Annotated in this window: 13 protein-coding genes; 9 read left to right on the top strand and 4 right to left on the bottom strand. The window is 69.1% G+C overall.

Annotated features, from left to right (window positions below; genetic code table 11):
• From NN2_RS37990 to NN2_RS34155, 6 genes are all read left to right on the top strand, one after another.
• A partial coding sequence (locus tag NN2_RS37990) for a putative type IV secretion/conjugal transfer ATPase (RefSeq protein WP_439955877.1) occupies positions 1-2,154 on the top strand: 2,154 nt, incomplete at its 5' end.
• Between the two features lie 35 nt (positions 2,155-2,189).
• Positions 2,190-2,459, top strand: a complete 270-nt coding sequence (locus NN2_RS34175) for a transposase (RefSeq protein WP_227463133.1) — start codon at positions 2,190-2,192, stop codon at positions 2,457-2,459.
• A gap of 10 nt (positions 2,460-2,469) precedes the next feature.
• The gene (locus tag NN2_RS34170) at positions 2,470-4,173 is read left to right on the top strand and encodes a peptidoglycan DD-metalloendopeptidase family protein (RefSeq protein ID WP_063019273.1); all 1,704 of its coding nucleotides are present in this window, start codon (positions 2,470-2,472) and stop codon (positions 4,171-4,173) included.
• A gap of 149 nt (positions 4,174-4,322) precedes the next feature.
• A complete protein-coding gene (locus tag NN2_RS34165) occupies positions 4,323-4,832 on the top strand; it encodes a hypothetical protein (protein WP_082857460.1) in 510 nt (169 codons plus the stop codon).
• Positions 4,833-4,868: 36 nt separating this feature from the next.
• Positions 4,869-6,704 (top strand): type IV secretory system conjugative DNA transfer family protein, encoded by a 1,836-nt coding sequence (locus NN2_RS34160; protein ID WP_063019269.1) that lies wholly within the window; start codon positions 4,869-4,871, stop codon positions 6,702-6,704.
• Positions 6,701-7,087 (top strand): DUF4913 domain-containing protein, encoded by a 387-nt coding sequence (locus tag NN2_RS34155; protein WP_227463134.1) that lies wholly within the window; start codon positions 6,701-6,703, stop codon positions 7,085-7,087. Before NN2_RS34160 ends, NN2_RS34155 begins: the two co-directional genes overlap by 4 nt.
• 91 nt (positions 7,088-7,178) lie before the next feature.
• Here the strand turns inward: NN2_RS34155 and NN2_RS34150 are convergent, their stop codons facing one another.
• On the bottom strand, positions 7,179-7,751 hold the full coding sequence (locus NN2_RS34150; RefSeq protein WP_063019267.1) for a hypothetical protein: 573 nt from the start codon (positions 7,749-7,751) through the stop codon (positions 7,179-7,181).
• 198 nt (positions 7,752-7,949) lie between these two features.
• Complete coding sequence (locus NN2_RS34145; protein WP_063019265.1) at positions 7,950-8,816, bottom strand: peptidylprolyl isomerase; 867 nt, start codon at positions 8,814-8,816, stop codon at positions 7,950-7,952.
• 165 nt (positions 8,817-8,981) lie between these two features.
• Here NN2_RS34145 and hisS point away from each other — a divergent pair, with 165 nt between their 5' ends.
• From hisS to NN2_RS34125, 3 genes are all read left to right on the top strand, one after another.
• Positions 8,982-10,259 (top strand): histidine--tRNA ligase, encoded by a 1,278-nt coding sequence (hisS, locus tag NN2_RS34140; RefSeq protein ID WP_063019262.1) that lies wholly within the window; start codon positions 8,982-8,984, stop codon positions 10,257-10,259.
• Positions 10,260-10,273: 14 nt separating this feature from the next.
• Positions 10,274-10,930, top strand: coding sequence for a hypothetical protein (locus tag NN2_RS34135; protein ID WP_063019261.1), 657 nt, complete (start codon positions 10,274-10,276; stop codon positions 10,928-10,930).
• Positions 10,931-11,634: 704 nt separating this feature from the next.
• Positions 11,635-12,642 carry a malate dehydrogenase gene (locus tag NN2_RS34125; RefSeq protein ID WP_063019259.1) on the top strand — a complete coding sequence of 336 codons (1,008 nt, stop codon included), beginning with the start codon at positions 11,635-11,637 and terminating at the stop codon, positions 12,640-12,642.
• A gap of 25 nt (positions 12,643-12,667) precedes the next feature.
• Here NN2_RS34125 and NN2_RS34120 read toward each other — a convergent pair whose 3' ends face one another.
• Entirely contained in the window at positions 12,668-13,537 is an 870-nt protein-coding gene (locus tag NN2_RS34120) for a TIGR03619 family F420-dependent LLM class oxidoreductase (RefSeq protein ID WP_063014369.1), read from the bottom strand.
• Between the two features lie 208 nt (positions 13,538-13,745).
• Positions 13,746-15,005: hypothetical protein (locus tag NN2_RS39030; protein WP_063019258.1), on the bottom strand; the 1,260-nt coding region annotated here is incomplete at its 5' end.

Raw genomic sequence — 15,005 nt, 5'->3', positions numbered from 1 at the left:
GACCGGACCGCGGCACGCTCCGGCGGCGACACCGCGTCCGCGTCCCGCGTCGCCGACCACGATGCGCCGCACGACAATTCGGCCGGTGCCCGCACCCGGCGCCGGGTGAGCGGGCCGGAGGACCGGTCCGACGATCGAGAGATTTCCTATGCGCATGGCACCCCGCACTCGGCCGAGCTGCCGGCCGGATTCGACCAGGTATCGCCCGAGACGCGCGGAGGGCGCTACATGACCGGCGACTACGAGCCGGCGCCGCGGCGGAGTACGCGCACCGAATACAATTCGGGGTCGTCGCGCCGCCGGACGGAAGCGCCCGCGCGGCGATCCGGCCGGGGACAGCGCACGCTCCGTGATCGCAACGGCTCCAAAATGGCGTCCTACGAACAGCTTTCGCGGACCGCTCGTGCCGACGCCGAAGCGGGCAATCGGCGGGATCGGCGCAGTAAACCGGTCAAGAAGAAGAATCAGGGCCCGCCTCTGCTCGACGACGCGGCCCGGGCGCGGCTGGAGGCGGTGGCCCGCGAGGGCGCCGGATTGCGCGCCGCCTGGGCGGCGTTCCGGATTCGCACCGACGACCTGCGCCGCGTCAACGCCGCGGCCCGCATCGAATCGGTCGTCGAGGACGGATTCGACCGCGGCACGGCGCAATTGACCGATCGCGGCTATGTCGGCCCCGGCGGCGGCCGGATGAACGTGGTGGGCCGCCCGGTCGAATACCGGGCCACCACCGCGCAGGTCGCCGGACTGTGGCCGTGGTCGGTGGGCGCCGGCGCCCCGCTGATCGGCACCCCGCTCGGCTCGCATCTGCACACCGGCGCGCCGGTGTGCTTCGACCCGATGAACTGGTTCATGCGCGGCAGTTTCATCACCGCCCCGAGCCTGTTCGTGCTGGGGCTCAACGGTTTCGGTAAGTCGTCGCTGGTGCGCCGCATCGTGCTCGGCGGTGTGGCCCAGGGCATCACGCCGCTGATCCTGGCCGATGTGAAACCCGACTACCGCAAGCTGGTGGAGATGGTCGGCGGCCAGGTCATCGACCTCGGCTACGGCCACGGCAAACTGAATCCGCTCGCCGGTGGTGTGCTCGGCTCGATCGTGCCGCTGCTGGACGACCTGCCCGCACTGCAACTGCAGGTGACCCAGGAATTGCGGGCCCGCCAGGTCACGTTGATCGCGGGTCTGGTGGAACTCGTGCGCGGCGCCCGCGTGCGCGACTACGAGGAGACGTTGATCTCCACGGCGCTGCGCATCCTGTACCGCGAGGGCAGCGGCTTCGCTCCGGAATCGCCGCCGATCATGGAGGATCTGCTCGAGGTGGTGGTCGGCGGCGGCCAGGAGCTGATGCTCGATGCCGGCGCCGACAACGCCGAGGAATACCACGAGGCCACCAAGGGGCTGCGGCGGTCGCTGCGCGCACTGACCCAGGGACCGTTCGGCGCGGTCTTCAACGGTCAGACCACGACACCGATCGACACCTCCTCGGTGGCGGTCTGCATCGACGTCTCGCACATCCCGACCGGGGACAAGAAGCTCAAAGCCGGTGTGATGCTGGCCTGCTGGGCCGACGGCTTCGCCTCGGTGGAGGCCGCGCACGTCCTCGCCGACGGCAAACTGGGACCGCAGCGCTACTTCCAGGTCGTCATGGACGAGCTGTGGCAGGTGCTGGGACTGGGCGACTTCATGGTCGACCGCGTCGACGAACTGACCCGTCTGCAGCGCGGCATGGCGACCTCGCTGATCATGATCAGCCACACCATCAAGGACCTGCAGTCGCTCGGATCCGAGGCCGCGATCGCCAAGGCGCTGGGCTTCCTGGAACGCGCGCGCGCCAAGATCTTCGGTGCGCTGCCGCCCGAGGAGATCAGCCGCCTGGACTCGACGATCCCGTTCACCTCCGCCGAGGAGGAGATGGTCACCAGCTGGTCGGCCCCGCAGGCGCTGACCGGCGAGGCGCTCAAACCCGGCCAGGCCCGACCGCCCGCGCCCGGCACCGGAAAGTTCCTGCTCAAGATCGGTGAGGATCGCCGCCCCGGCATCCCGTTCCATATGGAGTTCACCGTGTCGGAAAAAGAGAGCGGAATCCACGAGACCAACCAGCGTTTCAGCGAATTCACCGAATCCACGGCCCGGCGGGGCGACGAGGGGAGTGCCGCGTGATGCCGCACAGGTCATACCGAAGAGTGTCGCCGCAGGTGCGGAAGGCGGCGGTGGAGCAGGTCGTCGCGCTGACCGACAAACTGCGCAGCGAGTCGGAGGCCTGCCGGGTCGTCGCCGAACAGATCGGCGTGCACACCAATTCGGTGCGCAACTGGGTGCGTGCCGCGGAGGGGCCCAGCCTGGAACGGATGGACGCGGTGGCCCTGCGCCGCAAAGTGGCGCTGCTGCAGCAGCAGTTGGCGGCCGCGGCGGAAATGAATCGCACCCTGGTGGAAACCCTGAACGAAACCCGCCGCGCGACATGACGGGTGCGCGGTGAACGCGAAAACCCTCACCGCCCTCGTCCTCGGCGGTGTCGTCTCTCTGATCACCCTCGTGGTGGTGATCGTGTTGCCCTCCTCGGAGGATCCGTGCGCCGATCAGCCGACCGCGCCCGGTTCCGGCCTGCCGGACACCTCCGGCGCGCCGTGGGCAGCGGGGGCGCCGGAGTCGGGCTCCACCACACCGACCGCCACGACGGACCCGCGCGGCTCCACCTCCGCCTCCACCAGTGCCGCCGATATCCCTGCGGCACAGGCGAATCCGAGTGCGACCGGCGCGCCCTCGCTGGCCGCGGGGATCGCGCCGATCCGGCGCACCTGGCCGCTGCCGGGCGGATCCTTCACGGTGTCGGACACCTTCGGTGCGCGCGGAGGCACCCATCTCGGTGTGGATCTGGCCGCACCGGACGGCACCCCGGAGTTCTCGGTGGCGGACGGCGTCGTCGTCGCCGCCGGTCCCGCCTCCGGCTTCGGCAACTGGATCGTGATCGACTCCGTCGACGTCAACGGCCGTCCCTTCTCCGCCGTCTACGGCCACGAGTGGGCGAGCGGGGTGAAGGTGCGGGTCGGGCAGCGGGTGCGGGCCGGTGAGGAGATCGGCGCGGTCGGATCGGCGGGCGAATCCTCCGGTCCACATCTGCATTTCGAGATCGTGCCCGGCGGGCGCCTGACCGGCGGGCGTCAGATCGATCCGCTGCCGTGGCTCGACGGCGCGCTGACACCCAATGCCGGTGGCGCCTTCCCGTATTCGACGAACCCGCTGTGCAGCCGCGGATTCGGCAGCGCCGGCGGCGCGCTCGCCGACGGCAAGGTGCCGCCGGAACTCGAAATCTGGTATCGCCGTGCGGGTTCGCTGTGCCCGGAGATCACCGCCTCGGTGCTGGCCGCGCAGGGCCGTCAGGAATCGGGATTCCAGCGCGGGCTCACCTCGCCCGCCGGCGCCGAGGGACTGGCTCAATTCCTGCCCACCACAGCGCGGGCCACCGATCCCGACGACGGGCGGCCGTATCTGCTCGACGCGGACGGCAACGGGCAGGCCAGTCTGTGGGACGACGGCGACGCGATCATCGCTCAGGGGCGCTACATGTGTTCGATCGCCCATCAGGTCGAGCGGTGGATCGGCGAGGGCAAGGTGCACGGTGATGTGGTGCCGCTGTCGCTGGCCGCCTACAACGCCGGCGAGGGTGCGGTCCTCGCCTCGGGCGGGATGCCCAATCAGGTGGCCGCGCACTTCTCCGAAACCCGGCCCTACGTCACGAATATCCTCGCGATGGAGGCGCAGTACCGGGCGCCGGGGTCGATGGGCCGATTCCAGCCCGGTCACGGTTCGGCGGGCGCCGATATCCTCGCCGCGGCCCAGCAGTGGATGCGCACCCCGTACGTGTGGGGCGGCGGTGGCCCGCAGGGGCCGACCGGCGGTGGACTGGACGGCCCGGGGCTGACCTCGGCCGCGGTGTTTGCGGCGTCCTCGGGCGCGAAGACGTTGCCGCAGACCGCCGAACAACAGTGGGAGGCGGGGGTCGAGGTGCCGATGCGCAACGCCCAGCAGGGCGATCTGGTGTTCTCCCGCTTCGGGGTGCGCGGGCCGGCCGAGGTCGGCATCTACGCCGGCAACGGCCGGATGATCCGTTCCACCGACCCCTCGGGCGTGAGCGAAGCGCCCGTGCCCGGCGACGCGCGGTTACGGAGGGTGTTGTGACGGTACGACGATCGGGACACGCCGGGATCGCCGGATCGCCGGGAGTCGCCCGGCACCGACCGGGACCGATAATCTGGAGACAGCGTCCGGAGTTCCGGGCGCCGGGCCGCCGACCTACGGGACGGGCCGTCTACGCGAACCTGGTGGTGATGCTGGTGGTGAGCGTCGCACTGCTGTCCGGCTGCGCGGGCGGGTCCGAACGAGCCGAACCACCGGCGGCCACGTCGACTCCGCGTCAGCTCGAGGCCGCCCCGGCACCGGATCCCGGCACTCCCGACGGCGTCGCCGTCGCCGCGCTGCGCGAGATCTTCACCTGGTATCCGGCCACCGAGACGCAGGGCGCCTCGCTCGCCCGGGCCCGGAAGTGGCTGGGCCCCAGCCTGCTTCGCACACTCGACGCACCGCCGGGCGAGGAGACTCCGAAACCGACGCTGCGCTGGGCCGAATGGGGGCGTTCGGGTGTGCGCGTGGAAGCGTTCACCTTCGCATCCGGCGAGCAGGCCCCGGGCAACGGCGATTCGGACCACCAGCAGTTCAAGATCGGTATCGAGCAGACCGCCGTGCACACCGACAGTACCCGCGAGACGCTACCCCCCACGACGGTGATCGCCACCGTCGTCCGCACCCCCGACGGCTGGCGGCTCGACGGATTCCGTTGAGCCGCAGCCACATACTCGGTCATTCCAGGAGGCGAGATGGCGAAGAAGGTGAAGGACCCGGCCGATCCGGGACCGGACCTCGCGCTGTATCTGATCTACATCGGTTTCGCGGTGGTCGGCACCCTCTGGGGCGCACTGCATCTGGGCAACAAGCTGTCGACGGTGCCCCAGGACGTGCCGATCAATCCGATCGCCTGCATCGCGAAGATCGCGCGGGGACAACTGACGTGGCCGACCGCCTCCACGGTGATCGTGCTGCTCGTCGTGCTCGTCGTCGTCGGCATCGTGTTCATGCGGCGGGAGATGAAGAAGCGCCGCAGCCGCGGAAAACTGCCGGTTGACGACAAGGCCCAGTACATGGGAAGCGGCGGGGCGATCGCGGCACTCACCGAGGCCGGGGTGCGGGACAAGGCCCGGCAGCTGGGCGTGCGGCTCGGCTACGAGGATTCGCCCGGCGTGCCGATCGGTGTCGGGGTGATCGATGGTGTGATGCTGTTCGGTTCGTACGAGGATTTGCATCTCGACATCTGGGGCCCCCGCCAGGGTAAGACCTCCGCGCGGGTGATTCCGGCGATCCTGTCGGCGATCGGCCCGGTCCTCGTCACCTCCAACAAGCGCGATGTGGTCGACGCGACCCGAGATGTGCGGGAGAGCAAGGGTTCTCGCACGTTCGTCTTCGACCCACAGGGCGTCGCGGGTGAAGAGCACGCCCTCTGGTATTGGGATCCGCTGGGCTGGGTGGACGCCCGGCACGAAGGATGTGAGATGCGAGCGGCACGACTCGCAGGTCACTTCGCCGACGCCGACGACGGTGGCGAAGGTACCCCCGACAGCTTCTTCGACCCGGAGGCCGAAGATCTGCTGGCGGGTATGTTCCTCGCTGCCGCCGTAGCCAACCGGTCGATCACCCAGGTATGGGACTGGGTGACGGATCCGAGCGACACCGAATCCGTCCAGTTGTTGCGCGCCGCCGGGCACCATTACGTGGCCTCGGGTCTGGCACAGCAGTACAACGCCTCCGAACGGGTCCGTGACAGCATCTTCGGTACGGCGAAGAAGATGGTCCGCTGCCTGAAGTTGTCGAATGTGCACCAATGGGTCACGCCGGGCACCGATCGCTACGCGTTCGATGAATGGGACTTCCTGAACCGCAACGGAACCCTGTACTGCCTGTCGCTGGAGGGCCGCGGTTCGGCCGGCCCGCTGGTCAGTGCCCTCACCGAAGCGGTCGTCGACGTCGCGATGCGTAAGGCGACCCATGAACACATGGGCCGGCTCTCCATTCCGCTGCTCGCGGTGCTCGACGAGGCGGCCAACATCGTGCGCTGGAAGGATCTGCCGAAGCAGTACAGCCACTTCGGATCTCGCGGCATCGTCGTGATGACCGTCCTGCAGTCGTGGGCGCAGGGCGTGCGGTGCTGGGGTCAGGCCGGTATGGAGGCGCTGTGGGCGGCGGCCAATATCAAGGTCCTCGGCCCCGGCGTCGACGATATGGCATTCCTGGCGGCCCGTTCGGAGGCGATCGGCGACTACGACTCCATCTCGTCGTCGGTCTCGGAATCCAAAGGCGGCAAGAGTTATTCGCGTTCGCTGGGCTCCTCGCGGACCCTCAACGCGAACGCGCTGGCAACCCTGCCGCGCGGGCGGGCCGTGGTGTTCTCCTCGGGTGCGCCCGCGGTGCTCGTCCGGACCGTGCCGTGGTGGGAAGGGGAGTACGCTGCCGAGGTGCGCAAGTCGATCGAACAGCATGATCCGCAGCGTCGCACCACGATGAGCGACCTCGTGGGTGAGCGGACCGTCCTCGACGGCGGATCGATGCCCGGTGAGCCGCCCGAGACCTACGGACAGCCCGAGGAGGTTCGCCCGCTGTGAACGACCAGCCCCAGGACATGATCTACTCGAACGTGGTCGAGTTCGTGGAGAACTACCTCAGCCTCGTCTACCGGCGTCAGGTCACCGACCTCACCGATACGGTGTGGTGCCCCGAGTGGTGGAAGCACGCCGAGGCGGCCATGCGCCTCGAAGCACTCTGGCGCGCATGGGAGTACCTGCGCCAGGATCCGCAGACGGGGATGAGTGTGTGGTTCCTCGACCACGCGGACCCGCATATGGGGCGGTTGTTCGATCCGCGCGGGCCGTTCAAATACTGCAGTGTCCGCAACGGCCACAAGGATATGCTCAGCCCCCTCCCGCTCACCCCGCCGCAGCAGGGCATGTTCGGCGAACCCAGCAAGGCCGACCCGAACAAGGGCTGATCCGCGACCCGTCTCCGCGAGAACGACCGTCGCCGAAAACGACTGTGCCGCCACCCGTTCCGGGTCGGCGGCACAGTCGTGAGCGGGTTCGTCAGCGAGAACGATCGCGGCCGCGTTCGCGTTCGCGCATCCGCTCGTCGTGTTCACGCGCGCGGGTGACCCGCGGCGGTTCCTCCGGCCGGGTGCGGACCGCGGCCTGCGGCGGCTGCGCCTGACTGACGTCCATGAGCATGCGCACGGCCGCCAATTCCGGCGCCACCCCGACGCGGGACAGATGGGCGGCCAAGGCCTGGCGCCGCTCGGGGGAGTCGTAGCGGGTCAGTTCGCGTTCACGCGCCTTCTGCCGCTCGGCGGTGCGGGCGCCGCGCGCCACCCGGGAATGTTCCAGGCGGTCCTTCTCCAGCGAGATACCGCGTTCCAGGGCGGGCCGCTCGAGCATCCGGGCCAATTCCAGGTTGCGCGGATCCTTCGCCTTGGCTTCGCGAGCCTCGCGCAGCAACCGCTCCCGGGTCTCCTTGACCCGCTCCTGGGTGACCTTCACGCGCGCTTCGGCTTCTCGCTGACCACGTTCGCGGGTGCGCAGTGCGACCAGTGTCGCAAGCTGCAACATTTGCCTCATCAAAGCCGCTGTCTCGCGGCCGATGTCGTCGAGTTCCTCGGCCATTGCCTGCTCCCCGATGCTGCAGTTGTCTCTGTGGACGATTGTGGTGCTTCGTATCGGACTCCGCCACACGAACGGTCGATCCGTGGTGGCGGCGCCCCACCTTCAGCGCTGTCCGTTCTATGAGGTTACCAGCGCGGAGCAGGGCAGCCTAACCCCGGATCCGGTCCATCGCAGGCGGATCCGGGCCCGCGCCGGGGATCAGCTCAGCTGCATCGTCTTCACCGTGACCGGCTGCTTCGGCGCGCCGTCGCCGGTCGACGGGTCCTCGACGCCGTCCTTGGCGATGGCGTCGAGGGTCTTCAGCCCGGCCTCGTCGACGGTGCCGAAGATGGTGTACTGCGGCGGCAGCTGGGAATCGCCGTAGACGAGGAAGAACTGGCTGCCGTTGGTGTCGGGGCCGCTGTTGGCCATCGCCACCACACCACGCTTGTACTGCACCGGAACCCGCTGGGCGTTGGGGTCGCCGGGCGCGAATTGGTCGGTCGGGTACTCGTTGGGGAAGGCATAACCCGGCCCACCGTTGCCCTGACCGCTCGGATCACCGCACTGCAGCACCTTCAGTCCCTCGCCGGTGGTCAGGCGGTGGCAGGGGGTGCCGTCGTAGAACTTCTGCTGCACCAGGCTGACGAAACTGTTGACCGTGCAGGGCGATTCACCGGCGTTGAGCGAAATGCCGATCGGCCCCCGGTTGGTGTCGACGGCGACCTTCGGCGAGTCCGCGGTCGAGACCTCCGCCTGCTCGGGCTGGTGCACCGGTTTGGCGGCCTGGCCGGCATCGGTGTAGGCGCAGCTCACCGTCGCGGTCTTGGGCTTGGCCTCCGGCGGGGGAGCGGCCTGCGGGGTGGACGAGAGCGAGGCGTCGGGGGTCTTGGCCGCGGCGTTCGCGGTGTCGTCGCCGCGGGTCAGGTAGTAGATCCCGACGCCGGCCGCGACGACCACGACCACACCGAGCGCCGATCCGGCGATCGCCAGCTGCTTACGCTTGCGCGCACGCTGCGCCTGTCGCTCCAGTCGGCGTTCCAGCTTGCGCTTGGCCGCCGCTCGTCGCTGTTCGTTGGTCGGCACTACCCGGTCCTCCCGTGTCGGTTGCGTATCGGCATAAGAGTGTGCCATCACTTCCTGAGACGACCCCTAACTTCCCCGGATCGTTCCGTACAATCGCGCTGCTCGGCCTCGTGCTGGGTGAACCGGTTGGACTTGCCGCGTCCGGGTGGGGGAAACTGGACCATTGTGACCAAGACCAGCAGCTTCACCGCCCCGAAAGGGATTCCGGATTATGTGCCGCCCACCTCGGCGGAGTTCGTCGCCGTACGGGACGGGCTCGTGCACGCCGCGCGACTGGCCGGATACGGACATGTGGAGTTGCCGATCTTCGAGGACACCGCGCTGTTCGCGCGCGGTGTGGGCGAATCGACCGATGTGGTCACCAAGGAGATGTACACCTTCGCCGACCGCGGTGAACGCAGTGTGACCCTGCGGCCGGAGGGCACGGCCGGGGTCATGCGGGCGGTGATCGAACACGGCCTCGACCGCGGTCAGCTGCCGGTCAAGCTGTGCTATTCCGGCCCGTTCTTCCGCTACGAGCGGCCCCAGGCCGGACGTTACCGGCAGTTGCAGCAGGTGGGCGTGGAAGCGATCGGCGTCGACGATCCGGCGCTGGACGCCGAGGTGATCGCCATCGCCGACGCGGGCTTCCGGTCGCTGGGGCTCGAGGGCTTCCGGCTCGAGATCACCTCGCTCGGCGACGAGACCTGCCGGCCGCAGTATCGCGAACTTCTCCAGGAGTTCCTGTTCGCCCTGCCGCTGGACGAGGAGACCCGCCGCCGCGCCGAGATCAACCCGCTGCGGGTGCTCGACGACAAGCGCAAGGAGGTCCGCGCCCTCACCGCCGAGGCGCCGCTGATGCTCGACCACCTCTCCGACTCGGCGAAGGCGCACTTCGAGCAGGTGCTGGGCCACCTGGACGCGCTCGGCGTGCCGTATGTGGTCAACCCCCGCATGGTGCGCGGCCTGGACTACTACACCAAAACCACGTTCGAATTCGTGCACGACGGCCTGGGCGCGCAGTCGGGTATCGGCGGCGGTGGGCGCTACGACGGGCTGATGGCGGAACTGGGCGGCCAGCCGCTGTCCGGGATCGGGTTCGGACTCGGTGTCGACCGCACCATGCTGGCGTTGCAGGCCGAGGGTAAGGCCGCGGGCGAACCCGCGCGGGTCGATGTGTTCGGGGTGCCGCTCGGGGAGGCGGCGATGGCCCGGCTGGTGGTGCTCGCGGCCGACCTGCGCGCGGCCGGGATCCGGGTCGACCTGGCCTATGGCGGGCGTGGCGTGAAGGGCGCGATGAAGGCCGCCGACCGGTCCGGTGCGGCGTTCGCGCTGGTCCTCGGCGACCGGGACCTGGCCGACGAACAGGTGGGCTTGAAGGATCTCGGCTCCGGTGAGCAGCGCCAGATCCCGCTCGCCGAGGTGGTGGCGCAGGTGTCGGCGGCGCTGGGCGCGCAGCGGTAGTACGGCGCGGCCTAGTGAACGACGCGAATTCCGCGGCGCAGCAGCCGGTCGGCCTCGACCTCATCGCACCGGAGCTGTACGCGCCGATGCTGCGGCGGCTGGCGCTGGGTGCCATCGGTGCGGGTGTCGTCGTCGGCGTGGTGGTCGGGCTGGTCGTGAGCTGGCCGGCCGGTGTCGTGGTCGGCGCGGTGCTCGGCGCGCCGACGGCGATCTACGCGCTGGCGGTGCGGCGACGGCGAATGTGGTTGTCGGGCACCGTGATCGAGGCTCGGACGCTGGTGGGGCGACGGCGGCTCGACGTCGCCGCGGCGACGGGTGTCGAGGTGCTCGTGTATCCGGGACGGCTGAGCCGGATAGCGCTGCGGATCACCGCGGGCGGCCGGACCCAGACCGTGCCGCTGGCCATGTACACCGACGCCGGCAGCGGACGTGAACTGCACATCCTGGGATTGCGGAAGCTCGCCGACGCGCTTTCCTCCACCGAGTTGGCCGCCGCGCTGGCGCTGTCCGGATTGCTGGTCGGACAGTTGCGGGCCGAGGCTCGGGACGCCGGACTGGAGGAGCGGCCGCTGTATCGGGCGGTGCAGCTGGTGCGGGCGCGCGATATCGTGCAGCCGGTGCGGCTGAGCGACAGTGACATCGCCACACTGAGCCGAGATATCGCTTCCTGAGCGGCGATTGGTATGAAACGGACATAATTCGTCGGCTCGGAGCGCCGCGCGAACGATATGCCGTCACGGTTCGATAACGGGGTTCCGATCGGGAGCAGCACAGGGCGAATCGGCATTTGCCCCGGTGGGCAACCTCTCGGCTTACTCCGCCGATTGTGATTCGCAGCTCCTGACCGGGGCTGTGACCACACCGGTATCCGGCAAGTCCGGGGTTTGACTCTTTCATGTCTGGAAATACTGATGCGCGCAGCGAACACTGAGAGTCGCAAGTCTTTCAGGATCGGAAGAGTTCGAACGAAGGGTTCGCCATGCATACCATCAAATTCCGCAAAGCAGCCGCGGTTGCCGCCATTGCAGTGGCCCTCGGTGCTGTCGTCGCCCCCGCCGCGTCTGCCGCGACCCCATCGGGCACCTCTCCGACGGCGAGCGACATCGACGGTTCCGTCGCGATCTGCGTCCCCTTGGGCAGTGTCGTATTCTGCATCTGAGCTACCGCGAGAAGGGGTGCCGCCGGAGGGGCGGCGCCCCTTCTCCGTGCTGTGAGTGGCGGGCGAGACCGCCGGGCGGATCATCGAAATCGGTTGCGGGACGGTACCGATGGGCTAGCGCTGTCTGGTTGCTCACGGTGCCGGCTTTCGGCCGGTGAGGGTCGTTAGGGTGAAGATCGAAGCCGGCCGTCGAGTTCTCGTGAACAAGGAGTTGTCGTGAGCAATGCCACCCGCACGCCCGTGACCGTCACCGTCACCGGAGCCGCCGGTCAGATCGCCTACGGGTTGCTGTTCCGCATCGCCTCCGGCGCCATGCTCGGCCCGCAGACGCCGGTGCGGCTGCGGTTGCTCGAGATTCCGGCGGCGGTCGGCGCCGTCGAGGGGGTGGCGATGGAGCTCGAGGACGGTGCCTTCCCGCTGCTCGATTCGATCGATATCAGCGACGATCCGTGGGTGGGATTCGACGGCGCCTCGGTCGCCGTTCTGGTCGGCGCCCGCCCGCGCACCGCGGGGATGGAGCGTTCGGATCTGCTGGCGGCCAACGGGCCGATCTTCACCGATCAGGGCGCGGCGATCAATGCCAGCGCGGCCGGCGACGTGAAGGTGCTGGTGGTCGGAAATCCGGCCAACACCAACGCCTTCATCGCGATGAGCAACGCACCCGACGTCCCGGCCGCGCGCTTCACCGCGTTGACCCGGCTCGACCACAACCGGGCCATCGCCCAGCTCGCCGCGCGCAGTGGCGCCCCGGCCGCCTCGATCACGCGAATGACGGTGTGGGGCAACCACTCCGCGACGCAGTATCCGGATATCAGCCACACACTGATCGGCGGCCAGCCCGCCGATCGCGTGGTCGATGATCCGGCCTGGGTGCGCGAGAGCTTCATTCCCACCGTCCAGCAGCGCGGTACGGCGATCATCGCCGCGCGCGGGGCGTCCTCGGCGGCCAGTGCGGCGAGTGCGGCCATCGACCACATTCACGATTGGGTGCTGGGCACGCCGGCCGGTGACTGGGTGTCGATGGCGGTGCCCTCCGACGGCTCCTACGGGGTGCCGGAGGGGCTCATCAGTTCGTTCCCCGTGACGTGCGCCGGCGGCGAGTACTCGATCGTGCCGGATCTGGAGATCGACGAATTCTCGCGCGAGCGTATCGATCTCAGCGTTGCCGAGCTGGCGGCCGAGCGCGAGGCGGTGATCGATCTCGGCTTCGCCAAGCGCGGCTGAGCCGATCGACCGCTCGCGCCGCCGATCACACCTTGGCGATGACCTTCTCCGCGTACTTCTCCAGATGCGCGATCTTGTCCGCGAGCGGCTCGGTGTCGTCGCCGGCGACGTAGGGGTAGCGGAAGCCGACGATCACGTCGGTGACGCCCTTGTCCTCGAGCCGCTTGATGCCGTCGGTGGTGTAGGCGTCCAGCGAGGCCGCATGAATCTCGAACGGCGTGGACGCGTCACGCTCGGAACGCAATTCGTTCAGCCGGGCGAGCATGCGGTCGAGATCCTCCGGATCGCCACCGGCATGCATCCAGCCGTCGCACAGGCGCACGGCGCGCCGCAACGCGGCATCGCTGTGGCCGCCGACCAGGATCGGCAGCGGTTCGGTGGCACCCGGGGTGATCTTGATCTTCGGGATGTCGTAGAACTCGCCGTGGTATTCGAAGTACTCGCCCCGCGAGAGGCCGCGCACGATTTCGATGCATTCGTCCATGCGCTTGCCGCGCCGCTCGAACGGCACCCCCATGATCTGGAAGTCCTCGGGCCACGGGCTGATGCCGACCCCGAGCGAGAAGCGGTTGCCGCTGAGGTAGGCGAGCGAGGCGGCCTGTTTGGCCACCAGCACCGGCGGGCGGATCGGCAGTTTCACCACGAAGGGGGTGAACCGCAGCGTGGTGGTCACCGCCGCCAGCGCGGCGGAGAGGATGAACGCCTCGATGAACGGTTTGCCGTCGAGGAATTCCCGGTTGCCGTCCGGGGTGTACGGGTAGGTCGAATCCGACTCCGCGGGATAGGCGACGCTGTCGGCGATGGTCATACTGTGGAATCCGGCCGCCTCGGCGGCCTGTGCCAGCGGTACGTAGTGCGCCGGATCGGTCATCGCCTCCGCGTAGGTGAAACGCATCGGTGGTCCTCTCGGGTGTTGCCGATATGAAACTAGAACAGATTCTAGTTGTGCTGGCGATCCTAGTGGGATAGGCAGTGCGTTGTCCCGAGTTCGGCCACTGATCGGTATAATGAACCTGTTCTAAGTACGGCTCACGACGACGAATGGCCCGGACCGTACGGTCCGGGCCATTCCGGGTCATGATTCGGCCGACGCGCCGCGGCGATCAGAGCTGGTCGTTCTCGTAATCGCTGATGAGCTCGTCGGAATGGGTCTGGCCGATGACCTCGGGCGCGGTCTCTCCCAGCGGGCCGGTGAGGTCGGTGTTGCCGGTGAGGCTCTGGTAGTTCTGCACCGTGCGGCCGCGCTCGTCGTCGGAGTTGCGCTGCCCGGCGGCCGGTGTGCCGCCGCCCATGAAACCCGAACCGGGCGTGCCCTGGCCGGGCATTCCGGGCATGCCCGGACCGAACGGCATCCCGGGGATTCCCGGCCGGGCGCCCGGAACCGAGGAGCCCAGGCCCGGTTTGGCCGCTGCGCCGCCACCGGACGCGGTGCCGCCGAGCCCGCCCATGAGGCCGCTCAGTCCGCCGCCGGCACCACTGCCGCTCATCGAACCCGGGTGCGCGCCGTTACCGCCGAAGGCGCTGGCATGCGTCGAAGCCCCGGGCAGGCCGGAACCGGTCAGGTCACCGAGACCGGCGGCCTGGGTGTCCGCGCCGCCGCCCGACAGCAGATTCTGGGCCTGCTCCACGATCGGCTGCCCGACGTTCTGCGCGACCGCCTGGGCGGCATCGGCCGCCTGCGGCGCGTACTGGCCGGCGAGCTGGTTGACCACATTCGCCAATTGGCCGGTGTAGCCGCCCAATTCGCCGCGGGTGGCGTTGACGATCGTGACCGCCTGGCCGAGATATTCGGTGGCCGTGGCGATCAGCGTGGCCTGACCGGGCGGAGTCAGGGCAACCGGCGCGAGCGCGGTGGCCTGAGTCGCGAACGACTGGGCGACCTGAGTGAGCTGGACGTTGCCGCGCTGCACCACCGCCGCTGCCTCGTCGGTGAGTTTCGAGATGTCGAAGCCGCGCTGGCTGGCGTCCTCACCGTGCGCCTGGACCTGTTGGCCCGCCGCCTGGGCGCTACCGGCCGACTGGCCCTGCCAGACCTGCTCGACCGACTTCATCGCGCCCATGCCGATCTGCATGGCGCTCTGGATGACCTGCGAGGACTGGCTGAGCAGATCGGCCGGATTCAGTGCCCCCATCACCCCGGTGCCGAAACTCGACAGCAGGTCGAGGAACGGTTTGAACAGCACGTCGATACCCGGCAGCGCGGGCAGGGCCATACCGTTCATCAGCGCGGCCACCGGATCGGCGGGCATCGGCGGCAGATTCGCCGGCAATGCCGCGGCGACCGGGGCGCCGGCCTGCTGGACCGCGCCGGCGGCACCGTCGAGTGCGGCCGGCGCCTGGTTCAGCGCGGCCTGGGCCCCCTC

This window comes from Nocardia nova NBRC 15556, assembly GCF_001613005.1.
GTDB classification, from domain to species: Bacteria; Actinomycetota; Actinomycetes; order Mycobacteriales; family Mycobacteriaceae; genus Nocardia; species Nocardia nova.
The sequence above is the reverse complement of the archived record's forward strand: the minus strand, read 5'-3'. Positions and strand labels throughout refer to the sequence as shown.

Excerpts from the sequence above, each read along its gene's own strand:
- NN2_RS34165 (WP_082857460.1), top strand. The coding sequence starts at position 4,323 with ATGCTGGTGGTGAGCGTCGCACTGCTGTCCGGCTGCGCGGGCGGGTCC.
- NN2_RS34160 (WP_063019269.1), top strand. The coding sequence starts at position 4,869 with ATGGCGAAGAAGGTGAAGGACCCGGCCGATCCGGGACCGGACCTCGCG.
- NN2_RS34150 (WP_063019267.1), bottom strand. The coding sequence starts at position 7,751 with ATGGCCGAGGAACTCGACGACATCGGCCGCGAGACAGCGGCTTTGATG.
- NN2_RS34120 (WP_063014369.1), bottom strand. The coding sequence starts at position 13,537 with ATGCGTTTCACCTACGCGGAGGCGATGACCGATCCGGCGCACTACGTA.